This window comes from Billgrantia ethanolica (assembly GCF_021404305.1).
Taxonomy (GTDB): Bacteria; Pseudomonadota; Gammaproteobacteria; order Pseudomonadales; family Halomonadaceae; genus Halomonas; species Halomonas ethanolica.
Map to the genome: position 1 here is coordinate 126,116 of NZ_JABFTX010000005.1, position 16,401 is coordinate 142,516.

17 protein-coding genes are annotated in these 16,401 nt (G+C 66.6%); 11 read left to right on the forward strand and 6 right to left on the reverse strand.

Annotated features, from left to right (window positions below; genetic code table 11):
- Window positions 1-5: 5 nt before the first annotated feature.
- The 5 genes from HOP53_RS20375 to HOP53_RS20395 are packed head-to-tail and all read right to left on the reverse strand — an operon-like array spanning window position 6 to window position 5,024.
- Window positions 6-560 carry a MarR family winged helix-turn-helix transcriptional regulator gene (locus HOP53_RS20375; protein WP_234271696.1) on the reverse strand — a complete coding sequence of 185 codons (555 nt, stop codon included), beginning with the start codon at window positions 558-560 and terminating at the stop codon, window positions 6-8.
- Window positions 557-1,696: a cyclohexanecarboxyl-CoA dehydrogenase gene (gene aliB, locus HOP53_RS20380; RefSeq protein WP_234271697.1), complete on the reverse strand. Its 1,140-nt coding sequence runs from the start codon at window positions 1,694-1,696 to the stop codon at window positions 557-559. Before aliB ends, HOP53_RS20375 begins: the two co-directional genes overlap by 4 nt.
- A gap of 25 nt (window positions 1,697-1,721) precedes the next feature.
- Entirely contained in the window at window positions 1,722-2,519 is a 798-nt protein-coding gene (locus HOP53_RS20385) for an enoyl-CoA hydratase-related protein (protein WP_086508572.1), read from the reverse strand.
- Between the two features lie 47 nt (window positions 2,520-2,566).
- Window positions 2,567-3,334 (reverse strand): SDR family NAD(P)-dependent oxidoreductase, encoded by a 768-nt coding sequence (locus HOP53_RS20390; RefSeq protein WP_234271698.1) that lies wholly within the window; start codon window positions 3,332-3,334, stop codon window positions 2,567-2,569.
- A 43-nt stretch (window positions 3,335-3,377) separates the two neighbouring features.
- Window positions 3,378-5,024, reverse strand: coding sequence for an AMP-binding protein (locus HOP53_RS20395; protein WP_234271699.1), 1,647 nt, complete (start codon window positions 5,022-5,024; stop codon window positions 3,378-3,380).
- Window positions 5,025-5,263: 239 nt separating this feature from the next.
- Between HOP53_RS20395 and HOP53_RS20400 the strand changes: the two genes are divergently transcribed.
- The 3 genes from HOP53_RS20400 to HOP53_RS20410 all read left to right on the forward strand — a co-directional run bounded on the left by HOP53_RS20400 (window position 5,264) and on the right by HOP53_RS20410 (window position 7,685).
- A complete protein-coding gene (locus HOP53_RS20400; RefSeq protein ID WP_234271700.1) occupies window positions 5,264-6,142 on the forward strand; it encodes an enoyl-CoA hydratase-related protein in 879 nt (292 codons plus the stop codon).
- 178 nt (window positions 6,143-6,320) lie between these two features.
- Window positions 6,321-7,073, forward strand: a complete 753-nt coding sequence (locus HOP53_RS20405; RefSeq protein ID WP_234271701.1) for an enoyl-CoA hydratase/isomerase family protein — start codon at window positions 6,321-6,323, stop codon at window positions 7,071-7,073.
- Between the two features lie 3 nt (window positions 7,074-7,076).
- A complete protein-coding gene (locus HOP53_RS20410; RefSeq protein ID WP_234271702.1) occupies window positions 7,077-7,685 on the forward strand; it encodes a class I SAM-dependent methyltransferase in 609 nt (202 codons plus the stop codon).
- Between the two features lie 14 nt (window positions 7,686-7,699).
- Here the strand turns inward: HOP53_RS20410 and HOP53_RS20415 are convergent, their stop codons facing one another.
- Entirely contained in the window at window positions 7,700-8,602 is a 903-nt protein-coding gene (locus HOP53_RS20415) for a LysR family transcriptional regulator (protein WP_234271703.1), read from the reverse strand.
- A 102-nt stretch (window positions 8,603-8,704) separates the two neighbouring features.
- Between HOP53_RS20415 and HOP53_RS20420 the strand changes: the two genes are divergently transcribed.
- The 8 genes from HOP53_RS20420 to HOP53_RS20455 all read left to right on the forward strand — a co-directional run bounded on the left by HOP53_RS20420 (window position 8,705) and on the right by HOP53_RS20455 (window position 16,320).
- On the forward strand, window positions 8,705-9,823 hold the full coding sequence (locus tag HOP53_RS20420) for a muconate cycloisomerase family protein (protein ID WP_234271704.1): 1,119 nt from the start codon (window positions 8,705-8,707) through the stop codon (window positions 9,821-9,823).
- A gap of 10 nt (window positions 9,824-9,833) precedes the next feature.
- The gene (gene catC / locus HOP53_RS20425) at window positions 9,834-10,124 is read left to right on the forward strand and encodes a muconolactone Delta-isomerase (RefSeq protein WP_234271705.1); all 291 of its coding nucleotides are present in this window, start codon (window positions 9,834-9,836) and stop codon (window positions 10,122-10,124) included.
- 52 nt (window positions 10,125-10,176) lie between these two features.
- On the forward strand, window positions 10,177-11,145 hold the full coding sequence (gene catA / locus HOP53_RS20430) for a catechol 1,2-dioxygenase (protein ID WP_234271706.1): 969 nt from the start codon (window positions 10,177-10,179) through the stop codon (window positions 11,143-11,145).
- Between the two features lie 111 nt (window positions 11,146-11,256).
- Window positions 11,257-12,639 carry a Rieske 2Fe-2S domain-containing protein gene (locus HOP53_RS20435; RefSeq protein WP_234271707.1) on the forward strand — a complete coding sequence of 461 codons (1,383 nt, stop codon included), beginning with the start codon at window positions 11,257-11,259 and terminating at the stop codon, window positions 12,637-12,639.
- 10 nt (window positions 12,640-12,649) lie between these two features.
- Window positions 12,650-13,141 (forward strand): benzoate 1,2-dioxygenase small subunit, encoded by a 492-nt coding sequence (benB, locus tag HOP53_RS20440; RefSeq protein WP_234271708.1) that lies wholly within the window; start codon window positions 12,650-12,652, stop codon window positions 13,139-13,141.
- Window positions 13,142-13,173: 32 nt separating this feature from the next.
- Window positions 13,174-14,232, forward strand: a complete 1,059-nt coding sequence (gene benC / locus HOP53_RS20445) for a benzoate 1,2-dioxygenase electron transfer component BenC (RefSeq protein ID WP_234271709.1) — start codon at window positions 13,174-13,176, stop codon at window positions 14,230-14,232.
- A complete protein-coding gene (benD, locus tag HOP53_RS20450; protein WP_234271710.1) occupies window positions 14,229-15,005 on the forward strand; it encodes a benzoate diol dehydrogenase BenD in 777 nt (258 codons plus the stop codon). The genes benC and benD overlap by 4 nt, the downstream gene beginning before the upstream one ends.
- A 73-nt stretch (window positions 15,006-15,078) precedes the next feature.
- Window positions 15,079-16,320 (forward strand): benzoate/H(+) symporter BenE family transporter, encoded by a 1,242-nt coding sequence (locus HOP53_RS20455; RefSeq protein ID WP_234271711.1) that lies wholly within the window; start codon window positions 15,079-15,081, stop codon window positions 16,318-16,320.
- The last annotated feature ends 81 nt before the right edge of the window (window positions 16,321-16,401 follow it).

A 16,401-nucleotide genomic window follows, 5' to 3' on the forward strand; every position in this document is an offset into this window, starting at 1 on the left:
CTGTTTCAGCTCTTCTCGTGCTCGGCGGTGGGGGCATCCCGCATGGCGATGGCCTCCAGGTCCTTCTGGAACTTGTTGAGGTAGTGCAGCAGGCTCACCGTCTCGTCGAAGGTGAAATTGGCAAGCCCCTGGGCATAGAACTCGTGGATCTTCGGCTGCAGGCTCTCCCAGAAGGCGCGGCCTTTATCGGTGAGTAGGATCAGCCGGGCGCGCTTGTCGTCGGGGTGGGTGATGCGCTTGACGTGATCGTCCCGCTCCAGCCGCTTGAGCACGCCGTCGAGGTTCTGGCGGCTGACGATCAGGTACTCGGTGAGCTGATTGAAAGAGATGCCGTCCTCATATCCCTTGCGCGACAGGGCGCCGAGCACGGCCCACTGGACCGTGCTCAGGCCGACCTGACCCACCGTCTGCTTCTGCAGGATGTTGCTGGCCTGGAAGAGGCGGAAGAACAGCCGGTTGGCCACGCTCTTGTCGTCCTGAATCGCCATCGATGGCACTCCTTTGTCGAGCAGCGCCGCCAGGCGGGAGTCAGGGCGTTCGGTCGCGATGAGGTTGGTCATCTGGGCACCGCCTGGCGGGCGATGATGTTTTTCATGATCTGGGCGGTACCGTCGCCGATCTGCAGTCCCAGCACGTCGCGCATGCGCTGGGAGAAGGGCATGTCCTCGCCCCAGCCGGTATGGCCGTGGGCCAGCATGCACTGCTTGATCACGTCGAAGGCGAGCTTCGGCCCCCACCACTTGTTCATTGCCGCCTCGCTGGTGTGGGGCAGTTCGTTGTCCTTCAGCCACAGCGCGTAGTAGCACTGCAGACGGGCGGCCTGAACGTAGGTCTGGTACTCCGCCAGCGGATGGGTCAGGCCCTGGAAGGCGGCGAGCTTGTGGCCGAAGGCCTCGCGCTCGGTGAGCCACTGCCAGGTCTCGTCCAGCGACTGTTGGGCCACCGCCAGGCACTGCAGGCCGATCAGCGCGCGGCTGTAGTCGAAGCCCTGCATCACCTGCTTGAAGCCCTGTCCCTCGTCGCCGAGCATGTGATCGGCCGGTACCGCGACATTGTCGAAGAAAATCGAGCCCCGGCCAATGGCGCGCTGTCCCGAGTCCTCGAAGCGGCTGGTGGAGATGCCGGGCGAATCCATCGGCACCAGGAAGGCGCTGATGCCGTTGGCGCGCTGTTCCTGGGTGCCGGTGCGGGCGAATACCACCGCCACGTCGGCCTGGTCGGCCATGGAGATCGAGGTCTTTTCGCCGCTGAGCAGGAAGCGCTCGCCGTCGCGGGTAGCCTTGAGCTTGAGGTTGGCGGCGTCGGAACCGCCGTGGGGCTCGGTCAGCGCGATACAGGCGATCTTGCGCCCGGCGGTGATGCCGCCGAGCCACTCCCGGGCCAGCTCGGGGCGGGCGTAGCGGGCGATGATCTGGCCGTTGAGCGAGGCCAGCAGCGGCAGGTAGGCGACGTTGAAGTCGCCGCGGGCGATCTCCTCGACGATGATACCGCTGGTCACGCAGTCCAGGCCGCTGCCGCCGTACGCCTCGGGCAGCTCGCCGCCCAGGCAGCCCATCTCGCCGAGCTGGACGACGATCTCGCGTTCGATGAGCGCCTCCTGCTCGCGGGCCCGGTAGCGCGGGGCCAGGGCGTCGGCGGCCAGCCGCGCCACGCTCTCGCGAATGGCCTGCTGCTGTTCGGTAAAGGCAAAGTTCATGCTGTCATCCTCGCGGCAGGGGCCGTCACTTGTAGAACTTTCTGAACTCGGGCCGGCGCTTCTCCTTGAAGGCGGCCACCCCTTCCCGCGACTCGTCGGTCTCGTAGTAGAGACTCAGCGCCTGCATGCCCAGAGCGCCGATGCCAGCGATGTTCTCGCTGTCGGCATTGAACGAGCGCTTGGCGATGGAAAGCGCGGTGGGGCTCTTCTCGAGGATCTCGTCGCACCATCGGCGCACCTCTTCGTCGAGCTGCTCGGGCGGCACCACGGCGTTGACCAGGCCCCACTCCAGCGCCTGGGCGGCGCTGTACTTGCGGCACAGGTACCAGATCTCGCGGGCGCGCTTTTCGCCGATCACCCGGGCGAGGTAGGCGGTGCCGAAGCCTGGATCCACCGAGCCCACCTTGGGCCCCACCTGGCCGAAGATGGCAGTCTCGGCAGCGATGGAGAGATCGCACACCACGTGCAGCACATGGCCGCCGCCGATGGCGAAGCCGTTGACCCGGGCAATCACCGGCTTGGGCACCTGGCGGATCAGCGTCTGCAGCTCCTCCACCGGCAGGCCGATGATGCCGCGGCCGTCGTACTGGCCCTCGTGGGCGCCCTGGTCACCGCCGGTGCAGAACGCCTTGTCGCCGGCGCCGGTGAGCACGATCACGCCCACCGACTTGTCCCAGCCGGCGCGGTTGAAGGCGTCGAGCAGCTCCATGCAGGTCTGGCCACGGAAGGCGTTGTAGCGCTCCGGGCGGTTGATGGTAATGGTCGCCACGCCGTCGGTGACGTCATAGAGAACGTCTTCGTAGTTAGGTGTCTGCAGTGTCATGAGTGTCTTCCTGAAAGCGTTGTGGGGCTGAAGGCGTCGCGGGGGCGTCAGCCCGCCATCGTGAGGCCGCCGGAAACGCTGATGACCTGGCCGGTGATGAAATCGGCGTCGTCGCTGGCGAGCAGGGCGATGATTCCCGGGTAGTCCTCAGGCTGGCCGATACGGCGCATGGGCACTGCGTTGCGGAACGCCTCGAGCAGCTTCTCCGGGTCGCGTGAGGTCTCGGCAAAACCCTGCAGCAGCGCAGTGTCGGTGGGGCCCGGGCAGACCACGTTGAGGGTCACGCCCTTGGTCGCGAGCTCCCGAGCCAGGGTCTTGCTCAGCCCCAGCAGGCCGGCCTTGCAGGCGGCGTAGACGGCTTCGCCGGAGGAGCCGACCCGGGCGGCGTCGGAAGCGACGTTGATCACCTTGCCGCCGCCGGCCTCGATCATCCGCGGCAGCACCACGTGGTGCATGTTGAGCGCGCCGGTGAGGTTCACCGCGATCAGCGACTCCCACAGCGCCGGCTCGGTCTTGAGGAACGGCATGAAGCGATCGAAGCCGGCGTTGTTGACCAGCACCAGGGGCACGCCGAGCTCGGCCTCGATGAGCTCGACCGTGTCGACGATGGCGGCGTAGTCGGTGATGTCGGCGCCATAGGCGCGGGCCTGGCCGCCGGCTTCGGCGATTACCTCCACGGTGCGGCGGGCGGCGTCGAGATCGCGGTCGAGCACCGCCACCTTGCTGCCTTCCGCGGCGAAGCGGCAACACACCGCGCGGCCGATGCCGCCGCCGCCACCGGTGACGATGACGGTCTTGTCCTGAAGTCCTCTCATGCAGCTCTCTCTCGTTGCGGATTGGGTAGGCGATGGCCTCGCGTCACGCCACGCTCTGGGCGGCCTGCTCGCGCAGCTTGAATTTCTGTATCTTTCCCGAGGGCGTGCGCGGCAGCTCGTCGAGCACCACCAGGAACTCCGGCTGGTACTGGCGCGTCACCTGGCGCTCGCTGAGAAAGGCGGTGACATCCGTAAGCGTCAGCGACTCGACGCCTTCCTTGAGGGTGACGTAGGCACACAGCCGCTCGCCCAGGCGCTCGTCGGGACGGCCCACCAGGGCCACGGCCTGGATTGCCGGGTGCTGGTAGAGCGCGTTTTCGATGTCGACGATGGGAATGTTCTCGCCGCCGCGGATCACCACGTCCTTGGAACGTCCGGTGATGCGCACGTAGCCCTGCTCGTCGAGGCGGGCCAGGTCGCCGGTGGGAAACCAGCCCTCGGCGTCGACGCCGTAGAGCTCCGGCTGCTTGAAGTAGCCGACGAACAGGCTGGCGCCGCGAACATAGAGCGGCCCCTCCTGGCCGGGCGGCAGGGTATTGCCCTCCAGGTCGGTGACTTTCAGCTCCATGAAGGGCAGGGGCAGGCCGTCGGTGTGCACGGCGCGAGAGGGGGCGTCGCCGGGGCGGGTGGTGGTCACCGCGCCGTTCTCGGTCATGCCCCAGGCGGAGATGATGCGCGTCGGCAGGTTGCGTGCGGCCTTCTCAACCAGCGGGCTGGGGATCGGTGCGCCGGCACACATGAACAGCTTGAGCGACTGCAGATCGGGACCGTGGGCCTCGGCCTGCTCGGCGATGTCGGCCAGGAAGGGCGTGGAGCCGAGCATCAGGCTGGGCCGCTCGGCACGAATGATGTCGACGGCCTCGGCCGGTTTCCAGGTGTCCTGCAGCACCGCGGTGGCCTGGAGGTAGACGGGCAGCATCAGGCCGTAGAGAAAGCCGAGCTGGTGCGCCAGCGGCGAGGGCATGAACACCGTGTCGTCGTTGCCCAGCCCCAGCCGGGTGGCGAAGGGGCGGATGTGGCTCATCAGGGTGTTGGAGGTGTGCATCACCCCCTTGGGCTTGCCGGTGGTGCCGGAGGTGTAAAGCAGCTGCACCACGTCGTCGCCGCCAGGGCGGCGTTCGCGGAACAGCGCGGCAGTATCCGTTTCCCGCTCCCAGGCGCGTTCCAGCAGGGTGTTCTCGAAGCTGTCCGGTCCCTCGCCGCCTACCACCAGCACCTGTTCGAGGGCGGTGAGTTCAGCCTTCAGCCCCCGGGCCATGGCGGCGTGATCGAAGCCGCGAAACACGCCGGGCACGACGAATACCTTGCTCTCGGCCTGGGCCAGCATGAAGCGCAGCTCGTGTTCGCGGAAGATCGGCATCAGCGGATTGAGCACTGCGCCGATACGAATGCAGGCCAGGTGCAGCGCGGTCATCTGCCACCAGTTGGGCAGCTGGCAGGAGACCACGTCGCCCTTGGCCACGCCCAGGCCGGCCAAACCCGCCGCCATGCGGGTGACCTTCTCGTTCAGTTCGGCGTAGGACAGCGAGTCATGGCTGCCTTCGGCCATGCGGTAGGTGACGATGGCCGGGCGACCGGCGGCGCTGGCCACGGCCTTATCCAGATAATCCGTCAAGAGCATGTCATTCCAGGCGCCAAGCGCGATCATCGCTTGCCTGCGCTCGGGAGTCAGATTCGTCTCGATAGCCATACGAGCTCCTGATGTTGCCGTTGTTTCGTTGTTGTGGCGGGCGCCGGTGCTTGGTGCGGCTCGGCGCGTCTTGAGGCTCAAGCTAGGCGAGTCGAAATTTTATGTCAACACATTGTCTTTTATTTTGGTTTGGCTAAACTCTCTCCATGAACTGGCAATGGCGTGAAGAAGTAGCTGTGACAATAAGTTGTCAGTAATGCTGCAAGAGCCGGCCCTTTAATCACACAGCGAGACGAGCCATGAGCCGAGCCGTGACCTTGATTCGCGAGGGCGACTGCGCGCGGATCACTCTGTTCAATCCGCCGGTCAATGCCTTGACCCAGCGGCTGCGCAGCGAGCTTCGCCGGGCCCTAATCGAAGCCGAGAACGACCCGAAGGTGAGGTGGATCCTGCTCAAGGCGGGAGGCCGCTGCTTCTCGGCGGGCGCCGACATGGGCGAGCTCGACCGGCTGCATGAAGCGCCCTCCCTGCCTGAGCTGACACTGGCCATCGAGAGCGGCACCAAACCCTGCGTGGCCTGGCTGCACGGTGCGGTACTCGGCGGCGGCCTGGAGCTGGCCATGGCCTGTCACTACCGGTTAGGTCCGCCCGAGCTGCGCCTGGGGTTGCCGCAGATCGCCCTGGGCTTGATTCCCTGCGCTGGCGGCACCCAGCGGCTGCCCCGGTTGATGGGGCTGGCCGCCGCGCTGCACCTGCTGCTCTCGGGTGAGACCATCGGGGCGACCCAGGCACGACGGCTGGGGCTCATCGATGCCGTGACGCCGCGGCTGCACGTGGAGGCGCAGCAGCAGGCCGAGGCGTGGAAGCTGGCGGCGCAGGGGGTGAGACGAACCCGCGACCGGCGCATCAAGGTGCCCGTTGCCGATGCGGCCGGTTGGCTCGAGCGCCTGAGCCTCGCGCTACCTGACGAGGCGCGTGACAACCCGGCCTGCGCCAGACTGTTCGAAGCGTTGAAGACCGCCGTTTACCAACCCTTCGACGAAGGGCTGCGCCGCGAATGGGCGCTGCATCTGGAGTGCCTTTCCCTGCCGCAGCTGCAGGAGCGGGCCGAGGCACGGCTGGCAGCACGGCGTCACGGCCGGCGTGCCCCGCGTCATCAATGGGTACGAGAGGGCTAGTCTGGATACTTCTCTCACCTGGGCCTTCAAACCGGGAGAGGCCTATCTCCTTCGTCTCGATGGTCTACTTTTCGAATAGCGCCCCGGGACGCAACGCGGCCAGGCGGGAAAACTTAGCTTACTTATTAATTTTTTCTTATGCTGTGGTCAGGCATTGGGTGTGAGAGGAGTGCGGATCATGGCAACCGACATCACCACGTCACGGCGAGAGGGCGGCATCGAGCTGCTCAGAATCAGCTGCCCCGAGCGGCGCAACATTCTGGACGCGGCGAGCTATGCGCGGTTGATCGAGGTGCTCGATGCGGCCGAGGCGGACGCCGAGGTCAAGGTGCTGGTCATCACCGGCAGCGAGAACTGCTTCACCGCCGGCAACGATCTGAACGATTACAAGGCACTGGCCGATGCCGAAAGCGTGCCGGCCATCGCCTTTCTGCGCCGCCTGCGTGCCTTTCCCAAGCCCGTGGTGGCCGCCGCCGAGGGGTTGGCGCTGGGGCTCGGCACGTCGATCCTGCTGCACTGCGACTTCGCCTATGCCGGTCACTCGACCCGCTTCTGCCTGCCTTTCGTCAACCTGGCCCTGACACCGCTGGGCGCTACTACCTATCTGCTGCCACGCCTGGCCGGCGGCAAGGCCACCACGGCGATGCTGATGCTGGGCCAGCCGTTCACTGCGGCCCGTGCCGGTGAGCTGGGGCTGATCACCGATGTCGCTCCCGACGGCAAGGCGCTGATGCAGGCGCTCGACTGTGCCGAACGGCTCGTGGCCAAGCCCTTCGATACGCTGCTCGCCATCAAGGCGCTGCTGCGTGAGAGTGACGACGCTGCCGTCGAAGGCGCTTTCGCCAGAGAGGAGCGACGCTTGCTCGAGCGCTGCGGCTCGCCGGAGGCACAGGGTGCCATCGATGCCTTCTTTGCCAGGCGTGGCCGCTGAACCATGCTGCGCAGCCTTATCTACGACGCCCTGATCCTCAGGCTGACTTCCCGTTGGTACGCCGCGGTGCTCGAACGGCTGCCCGAGGAGGCGGCCCTGCTGGACGTCGGGGTCGGCACGGCCGGGGCGCTGGCGGCCAACGCCGAGACGGTGAGGCGCAAGGGGCTGCGCATCACCGGTATCGACATCGATGCCGACTACATCGACCGCGCCCAGCGCCGGCTGGAGGAGGAGTCGCTCTGCGCCCATGCCGAGGTGCGTCTCGAGTCCGTCTACGACCATGACGGAGGCCCCTACGATGCAGCCTATTTCTCGGCCAGCCTGATGCTGCTGCCGGAGCCCGAGCGGGCACTTCGCCACTGCGCGGCACTGTTGAACCCAGGCGGACGGCTCTATTTCACCCAGACCATCCAACTGCGGCCCTCCCGCGGGATGGAGTGGCTCAAGCCCATGCTCAAGCGGCTCACCAGCATCGACTTCGGCCGGGTGACCTACGAGGACGCCTTCAAGGCGCAGCTCGACGCCGCCGGCCTGCGGCTCGAAGAGTTCACGGTGCTGTCGCGTCACGGCAGCCGGGCATCGTGCCTGGCCGTGGCGCGGTCTCTCGCCTGAACTTTCCCGACAGTTCATGGATATCTTCCGCTGCGGCGGTTCTCCACCAATACCTCAAGAATGGCATTGGCCTCCTGCATGATCGGCGAGGGCGCTTCGCCCTTGCGCCGGCTGCAGATCACCGGCGAGATGAGGCCCGGGTCGGCGAGGTAGACGTAAACGATGCCGTCGCGCCGTACGCGCTTGACCTGCTCCGGCACCAGGGTGATGCCCAGGCCGGAGGCGACCAGGCCGAGCGCCGTCTGCAGCTCGTTGGCCTCCTGGGCCACGGTGACCTTGAGTCCGCGGCGGCGAAACAGCCCCAAGGTGATGTCGGCCAGGCTCGGCCTGGGCTGGGCCGGAAACAGCACCAGCGGGTACTCGGCGAGCTGGGCCAGAGTCGGTACGGTGTCGGCCAGCGGGTGGCCTTCGGGCAGGGCCGCCATCAGCGGCTCGTCGAACAGGTTCTCCTGCTCCACGTCGGGGTCGTCGATGCGCATGCGGCCGAAGCCCAGGTCGATGCGCCCGCTCTTGAGCGCCTTCACCTGCTGCACCGTGGTCAGCTCGGCCAGCACCAGCTCGACATTATCCTTTTGTCGTAATTCCCGCACCAGCAGCGGAAGCTGCCCGTAGAACACCGAAGGAACGAAGCCGATGCCGAAGATCACGCGCTTGCTGCGGGCCAGGCGCTGGGTCGCGGCAACGGTGGTGTCGAGTTTGTCCATTATCTGCAGGGTATGCTCATGGAAGAACTGACCCGCCGGCGTCAGGCGTAGTCCACGGGCACTTCGCTCGAACAGCTCGGCGCCAATTTCGCTCTCCAATTGCTTGATCTGTCGTGATAAAGGCGGCTGTGCCATATGCAGCTTGGCGGCCGCTCGGGTCAGGTTGAGCTCCTCCGCGACCATGCAGAAATAGCGTAGATGTCGCAGCTCCATGATACCTCCAAGGTATGGCTCGGGACCTAAACGATATTGGTTCGGCCGCGCCGTGGCAATCAGACTGCCACGGTATCGAAACACCGAACCGCCGGAGCGCGCATGTCATCTGTTATCGAGTCCATCGAAACGCTGCTGGTCGATCTACCGACCATCCGCCCTCACAAGCTCTCCATGACCACCATGGCCTGCCAGACGCTGGTCATCGTGCGTCTGCGCGACTCCGACGGCGTCGAGGGCCTGGGCGAGGGCACCACCATCGGCGGGCTCGCCTATGGCCCCGAGAGCCCCGAGAGCATCAAGCGCAACATCGACAGCTACCTGGCGCCGCTGCTGATCGGCCAGCCGGCGAGCGCCGTCGCCACGCTGCGTGCCCGCCTCGACCGCCACGCCCGCGGTAACGCCATCGCCAAGTCGGCGCTGGAGACCGCGCTGCTCGACGCCCAGGGCAAGCGCCTCGGCTTGCCCATGGCCGAGCTGCTCGGCGGTGCGCGCCACGACTACCTGCCGGTGCTGTGGACCCTGGCCAGCGGCGATACCGCCCGCGACATCGACGAGGCCTTCCAGCGCCTGGAACAGCGCCGCCACTGCGACTTCAAGCTCAAGATCGGCGCCAACGCCGTGGACGACGACGTGCGCCACGTGGCCGCGATCAAGGCGGCGCTGGGCGAACGGGCCAGCGTGCGCGTCGACGTCAACCAGGCCTGGAGCGAGAGCACCGCCGTGCGCGGTATCGCCGCGCTGCAGGCCGCCGGTATCGAGCTGATCGAGCAGCCGGTCTCCGCCCGCGAGCATGCCGGGTTGGTGCGCCTGGCCAAGCGCTTCGAGGTGCCGATGCTGGCTGACGAAGCGGTGGCCGACGCCCGCGACGGCTTCGCTTTGGCCGCCGCCGGCTTCAGCGGCGCCTATGCGCTGAAGATCGCCAAGGCCGGCGGCCCGCGCGGGGCCCTGGCGCTGGCTGAGGTGGCCCAGGCGGCGGGCATCGGTCTCTACGGCGGCACTCTGCTGGAGGGCACCATCGGCACCGCCGCCTCGCTGCACGCCTGGGCCACGCTGCCCGAGCTGGCCTGGGGCAGCGAAATGTTCGGCCCGCTGCTGCTCAAGGACGACATCGTCGCCGAGCCGCTGACCTACGGCGAGTTCGGCGTGGAGCTGCCGCAAGGCCCGGGGCTGGGGATCGCCCTGGATGAAGACAAACTGGCGCATTACGCCCGCCGTTGAGGAGAAACGCATGCTTTTCCAAGTGGAGATGACCGTCAAGCTGCCGCCGACGATGCCGGCCGACGAGGCCGCCGCGATCAAGGCGCGCGAGAAGGAGTACGCCCAGGAGCTGCAGCGTCAGGGCAAGTGGCGCCACCTGTGGCGGGTCGCCGGCAGCTACGCCAACGTCAGCATCTTCGACGTGCGCGACAACGCCGAGTTGCAGGAGCTGGTCGCGGGCCTGCCGCTCTTCCCGTGGATGGAGATCAGCGTCAAGCCGCTGTGCCGCCATCCGTCATCCATACGCGACGACGACAGCTGATCAAGCATCACGCCAGCCCCGCGGGGCACCCAACGACAACGAGGACAGACCCATGACCGTGAAGATCCATGACACCCCCGACGTGCAGAACTTTCTCAAGGCCGTGGCCGGTTTCGACCAGCAGGGCGGCAGCCACCGTGGCAAGCAGATCCTGCATCGCCTGCTCTCCGACGTATACCGCCTGATCGACGACTTCGACGTCAGCCCCGAGGAGTTCTGGTCGGCGGTGAGCCTGCTCAACGAGCTGGGCAAGGAGAGCCAGTTCGGCCTGCTGGCCCCTGGGCTCGGCTTCGACCACTACCTCGACATGCGCATGGACGCCGCCGACGAGCAGGCCGGCCTGACCGGCGGCACGCCGCGTACCATTGAAGGTCCGCTCTACGTGGCCGGCGCGCCGGTGAGCGAAGGCGAGGCGCGCATGGACGACGGCAGCGACGCCGATGCCGAGGTGATGTGGCTGACCGGTCAGGTGCGCGACACCCAGGGCAAGCCGGTGGCCGGCGCCCAGGTGGAGATCTGGCACGCCGACTCCAAGGGCGGCTATTCCTTCTTCGATCCCTCGCAGTCGCAGTACAACCTGCGCCGCACCATCATCGCCGATGCCGAGGGCCGCTACCGCGCGCGTAGCATCATCCCCTCCGGCTACGGCGTGCCGGCCGGCAGCCCCACCGACCAGGTACTCAAGCTGCTGGGTCGCCACGGCCAGCGTCCGGCGCACATCCACTTCTTCGTCTCCGCTCCAGGACATCGTCACCTGACCACCCAGATCAACCTGGCCGGCGACGAGTACACCTGGGACGACTTCGCCTTCGCCACCCGTGAAGAGCTGGTGGTCGACGCCACCCGCATCGAGGACGCCGCCGAGGCCGCCAAGCGCGGGCTCGAAGCGCCCTTCACCGAGGTGGTGTTCGACGTCGAGCTGGCACCCACCGCCGACCCCGAGCAGCAGAGCCGCCACAAGCGCCCGCGGGCGCTGGAAGACGAAGCGGCACCGGCCAAGCGCGAGCCCGTCGAGGCCTGAGCGCCCGCAGCTGACGCTACCTGACTGACGACACGAAGCGCTCTGCCCGCCGGCCCCCGCCGGTGGGTAGGGGAGCCTCGTCCCTGACAAGAGCAACGAGGAGTTGGAGCCATGACCGCACAGCTTGATCGTCTCGAGAAACGCGTTCGCGGCGCCGTCGTCGACGACCCCGAGAACGGTATCTTCCGCTGCCACCGCAGCATGTTCACCGACCCGGCCTTCTTCGAGCTGGAGATGAAGCACATTTTCGAAGGCAACTGGCTGTTCCTGGCTCACGAGAGCCAGGTGGCGGAGCCGGGCGACTACATGACCGTGACCATGGGCCGCCAGCCGGTGATCCTCACCCGCGACAAGCAGGGTGAGCTGCACGCGCTGATCAACGCCTGCGCCCACCGCGGCGCAACCCTGTGCCGCAAGAAGCGCGGCAACAAGGGCACCTTCACCTGCCCGTTCCACGGCTGGTCGTTCAAGAACGACGGCAAGCTGCTCAAGGCCAAGAACGAGAAGGCCGGCGCCTACCCGGAGAGCTTCAAGCAGGAAGGCTCCCATGACCTCAAGCGCGTGGCGCGCTTCGAGAACTATCGCGGCTTCCTGTTCGGCAGCCTGAGTGCCGATGTCGCCCCGCTCAACGAGTACCTTGGAGAGACCACCAAGATCATCGACAACATCGTCGATCAGGCGCCGGAAGGCATCGAGATCCTGCGCGGCACGTCGTCCTACACCTTCAATGGCAACTGGAAGCTGGGCGCCGAGAACGGTGCCGACGGCTACCACGTCAGCACCGTGCACTGGAACTACGCCTCGACCATGGAGCGGCGCAACTACGACGCCGGCGGCACCAAGGCGGTGGACGCCAACGGCTGGTCGAAGAGCATGGGCGGCTTCTACTCCTACGACAACGGCCACATGATGCTGTGGACCCGCCTGCTCAACCCCGAGGTACGTCCGGTCTACTCCCAGCGTGAGCGCATCGAGCAGGAGCTTGGCGAGGCGCGGGCCGACTCCATCGTCAACCAGACCCGCAATCTCTGCCTCTACCCCAACGTCTACCTGATGGATCAGTTCTCTACTCAGATTCGCGTGATCCGGCCTATCGCCGTGGACAAGAGCGAGGTCACCATCTACTGCTTCGCGCCCAAGGGTGAGTCCGCCGAAAACCGCGCCCTGCGCATCCGTCAGTATGAGGACTTCTTCAACGTCAGCGGCATGGGCACGCCCGACGACCTTGAGGAGTTCCGCGCCTGCCAGAACGGCTACGCCGGACTCGACGCGGAGTGGAACGACCTCTCCCGCGGCGCCAAGAAGTGGATCGAGGGCGCCGACGACAACGCCAAGGCCATCGACATGAAGCCGCTGCTCAGCGGTGCCTCCCCCGAGGACGAAGGACTCTATGTGCTGCACCACAAGCACTGGGTCGAGGAGATGCTGCGTGCCATCGACAAGGAACGCAGCCAGTTCATCGCCACCACGTCTGGCGCAACGAGCGAATCCTGAGGAGGTCATCATGAGTATCGATTTTCTGGCCATCCAGGCCTTCATCCATCGTGAAGCCCGTCTGCTTGACGACCGCGAATGGGACGAGTGGCTGACCTGCTACAGCAAGAATGCGGTGTTCTGGATGCCGGCATGGGACGACGACGATCGGCTGACCGAGGACCCCCAGCGCGAGATCTCGCTGATCTACTACCCCAACCGCGAGGGGCTGGAGGATCGCGTCTATCGCATCAAGACCGAACGCTCCGGCGCCACCAGCATTCCCGAGCCGCGCACCACCCACCAGATCTCCAATCTTGAGGTGCTCTCCCAGGAAGGTGACACGGTCGAGCTGCGCTTCAACTGGCACACCCTGAGCCATCGCTACCAGCAGACCGACGGCTACTTCGGCACCTCCTTCTACACCCTGGACGTGAGCGGCGGAGAGCCGCTGATCGTCAGCAAGAAGGTGGTGCTCAACAACGACTACATCCACCAGGTCATCGACGTGTATCACGTCTGAACGATCGTGAACCCGGTGGGGAGGAGACGAGCATGAGCTATACCATTGCGCTCAACTTCGAGGACGGCGTGACCCGTTTCATTTCCTGCAAGGAAGGGGAAACGGTGCTCGATGCCGCCTATCGTCACAAGGTCAATCTGCCGATGGACTGCTCCGACGGCGTCTGCGGCACCTGCAAGGGTACCTGCGAGCAGGGGGCATTCGATCTTGGCGACGAATACATCGACGAGGCGCTTTCCGACGAGGAGGTGGCTGAAGGCAAGGTGCTGACCTGCCAGATGGTGCCCTCATCGGACTGCGTGGTGCAGGTGCCGGTGGCATCGACCCTGTGCAAGACCGCGGTGGGCGAGTTCCCGGCCAGAGTCGCCGAGGTTTCGCGCCTCTCCGAGGACAGCTTCGAGTTGGTCATCGATCTTGATCAAGAGTATCTCGATGAGGGCGAGGAGCTGGCCTTCCTGCCGGGCCAGTACGTCAACATCCAGGTGCCGGGCAGCGACGAGACCCGTTCCTACTCGTTCAGCTCGGCGCCAGGGGAGCGCCGCGCGAGCTTCCTGATCCGCAACGTGCCGAACGGCCTGATGAGCGGCTATCTCAGCGGCGCGGCCAAGCCCGAGGACGCCCTGACCCTGACCGGGCCGATGGGTAGCTTCTACCTGCGCGAGGTCAGACGCCCGGTGCTGATGCTGGCCGGCGGCACCGGCCTGGCGCCGTTCCTGGCCATGCTGCGCCAGCTGCAGGAGCAGGGCTGTGACCAGCCGGTGCGGCTGCTCTACGGTGTGAACGTCGACGACCACCTGGTCAAGCTCGACGAACTCGACGCCTTCGTCGAGGCGCTGCCCGACTTCGCCTACACCACGGTGGTCGCCGATGCGGCGAGCGAGCACATGCGCAAGGGCTACGTGACCCACCACATGGCGCCCGAGCTGCTGCATGACGGCGAGGTCGACGTCTACCTGTGCGGGCCGCCGCCGATGGTGGACGCGGTGCTCACTCACTTCCGCGAGCAGGGGATTTCGCCCGCGAGCTTCCACTACGAGAAGTTCACCCCGAGCCTGGCCCCGGAAGAAGCAAAGAAGGAGGCGGTGGCATGAGCGCGCGTTTTGCCGAGCAGGTGATGGTGATCACCGGTGCCGCTCAGGGCATCGGTAAGCGCGTCGCCGAACGCGCCGGGGCCGAGGGCGCCCGGCTGGCGCTGGTGGACCGCGCCGAGCACGTCGAGCGGGTGGCGGCCGAGCTGCGCGAGGCGGGCATCGAGGCGATCGCCCTCCAGGCCGACCTGGAGGCCTGGGAGGGCGCCGAGGGCGTAATGCGCCAGGTGCAGGAGCACTATGGTCGGCTCGACGTGCTGATCAACAACGTCGGCGGCACCATCTGGGCCCAGCCCTACGCCCACTACACGCCCGAACAGATCGAGGCCGAGGTGCGCCGCTCGCTGTTTCCCACCCTGTGGTGCTGTCGCGCGGCGCTGCCTTATCTGCTGGCGAGCCAGGGCAACATCGTCAACGTCTCCTCGGTGGCCACCCGCGGCATCAACCGGGTGCCCTACGCCGCGGCCAAGGGCGGCGTCAACGCCATGACCGTGGCGCTGGCCTTCGAATACGCCGAGTACGGCATTCGCGTCAACGCCACCGCCCCCGGCGGCACCGAGGCGCCGCCGCGGCTGACGCCGCGCAACAGCGCCGAGCCCAGCGAGCAGGAGAAGGCGTGGTACCAGCAGCTGATCGATCAGACCAAGGCCACCAGCTTCATGGGGCGCTACGGCACCCTCGACGAGCAGGCCGGCCCGATCCTGTTCCTGGCCTCCCGCGATGCCAGCTACATCACCGGCAGCGTGGTGCCGGTGGCGGGCGGCGACAGCGGCTGAGCGATACCGTCGCGCCATTCACGCCACCTGCTCGCACCCACCCAACGACAACAACAGTCCCCTGGAGCACACCGTGAAACACATCGAGAAAGGCACGAGCCTGAAGCGCCTACCCGGCGATTTCATCCGCGACCTGACGCCCGAGAATGCCAGCGCCGGCCTGGTGGCCGGCGTGTTCGGCCTGAGCGCCGGCGTCATCCACATCAGCGCCGGCACCGCGGCCGGCCTGGATTCCTCCTTCATCATGATCTGGGTGATCAGCTACCTGATGATCAACGGTCTGTTCGGCCTGCTGGTGCCGAGCTACTACCGGCTGCCCCTGCCCATGGCCAACTCGATTCCCGGCGCGCTGCTGTTCGCCGCGGTGATCCCGGTGGTGGGGCTCGAGGCCGCCCTGGGCGCGACCCTGATCGCCGGCGCCATCTCGCTGGTGGCCGGACTCACCGGGGTGATGGCCACGGTGATGCGGCTGATCCCGATGCCCATCGTGATGGGCATGATCGCCGGCGTGCTGCTGAGCTTCGGCACGCGCATGGTCGGCTCGCTGGACGACGCCCTGCTGCCGGCCGCGATCATGATCCTGAGTTTCTTCCTGGCGGCGCGGCTGTTTCGCCGCGTGCCGCCGCTGCTGGTGGCCATGGGCGCGGGCATCGCCTACCTGATGGCCACCGGCGTCGACTTCTCCGGCATCCAGGCCACGGTGCGCTTCCCCGAGTTCATCGTGCCCGAGTTCACCCTGGGCGCCTTCCTCGCCTACGGCCTGCCGCTGGCGATCATTCTGGTGGGGATGGAGACCCCGGCCGGCGTCGGCCTGGTCAAGGGCATGGGCTACGACAAGGTACCGGCCAACGGCATCACCGCGGTGGGCGGCCTGGGCACCATGATCTCCTCGTTCTTCAACCTGCACAGCACCTGCATCGCCGCGCCGATGACCGGCATCTGCTCCTCGCCGGAAGCCGGCGAGCGCGACAAGCGCTGGGTGGCGGCGGTGATCACCGGGGCCATCTTCGTGGTGTGCGCGCCCTTCTACGGCTACGTGGTCAGCCTGATCGAGGCCACCCCGGGCTACTTCATCGCCATCATCGCCGGCCTGGCGCTGGTCCGCGTGCTGACCTCGGCGCTGGCCATCGCCTTCTCCGGCAAGAAGCACGAGATGGGCGCGCTGTTCGCCTTCCTGATCGCCGCCTCGGGCATCCAGATCCTCGGCATCGGCGCCTCGTTCTGGGCACTGGTGCTGGGGGTGCTGATCTCGATGATCTTCGAGACCAAGGACTTCGAGTTCATCGTCAAGCGCGAGACCGCCGCGGCGCGCTAGCGTAGCGGCCGTACGTCCTCCATTGGTCCGCGTGCGATCCGTCGCCGCGGGCCTTTTTTCCCGTTTCGACTCTCCATCCCA

Bases quoted from the DNA above. Each gene is read 5' to 3' on its own strand.
- HOP53_RS20375 (WP_234271696.1), bottom strand. From the start codon at position 560: ATGACCAACCTCATCGCGACCGAACGCCCTGACTCCCGCCTGGCGGCG.
- aliB (WP_234271697.1), bottom strand. From the start codon at position 1,696: ATGAACTTTGCCTTTACCGAACAGCAGCAGGCCATTCGCGAGAGCGTG.
- HOP53_RS20385 (WP_086508572.1), bottom strand. From the start codon at position 2,519: ATGACACTGCAGACACCTAACTACGAAGACGTTCTCTATGACGTCACC.
- HOP53_RS20390 (WP_234271698.1), bottom strand. From the start codon at position 3,334: ATGAGAGGACTTCAGGACAAGACCGTCATCGTCACCGGTGGCGGCGGC.
- HOP53_RS20395 (WP_234271699.1), bottom strand. From the start codon at position 5,024: ATGGCTATCGAGACGAATCTGACTCCCGAGCGCAGGCAAGCGATGATC.
- HOP53_RS20400 (WP_234271700.1), top strand. From the start codon at position 5,264: ATGAGCCGAGCCGTGACCTTGATTCGCGAGGGCGACTGCGCGCGGATC.
- HOP53_RS20405 (WP_234271701.1), top strand. From the start codon at position 6,321: ATGGCAACCGACATCACCACGTCACGGCGAGAGGGCGGCATCGAGCTG.
- HOP53_RS20410 (WP_234271702.1), top strand. From the start codon at position 7,077: ATGCTGCGCAGCCTTATCTACGACGCCCTGATCCTCAGGCTGACTTCC.
- HOP53_RS20415 (WP_234271703.1), bottom strand. From the start codon at position 8,602: ATGGAGCTGCGACATCTACGCTATTTCTGCATGGTCGCGGAGGAGCTC.
- HOP53_RS20420 (WP_234271704.1), top strand. From the start codon at position 8,705: ATGTCATCTGTTATCGAGTCCATCGAAACGCTGCTGGTCGATCTACCG.
- catC (WP_234271705.1), top strand. From the start codon at position 9,834: ATGCTTTTCCAAGTGGAGATGACCGTCAAGCTGCCGCCGACGATGCCG.
- catA (WP_234271706.1), top strand. From the start codon at position 10,177: ATGACCGTGAAGATCCATGACACCCCCGACGTGCAGAACTTTCTCAAG.
- HOP53_RS20435 (WP_234271707.1), top strand. From the start codon at position 11,257: ATGACCGCACAGCTTGATCGTCTCGAGAAACGCGTTCGCGGCGCCGTC.
- benB (WP_234271708.1), top strand. From the start codon at position 12,650: ATGAGTATCGATTTTCTGGCCATCCAGGCCTTCATCCATCGTGAAGCC.
- benC (WP_234271709.1), top strand. From the start codon at position 13,174: ATGAGCTATACCATTGCGCTCAACTTCGAGGACGGCGTGACCCGTTTC.
- benD (WP_234271710.1), top strand. From the start codon at position 14,229: ATGAGCGCGCGTTTTGCCGAGCAGGTGATGGTGATCACCGGTGCCGCT.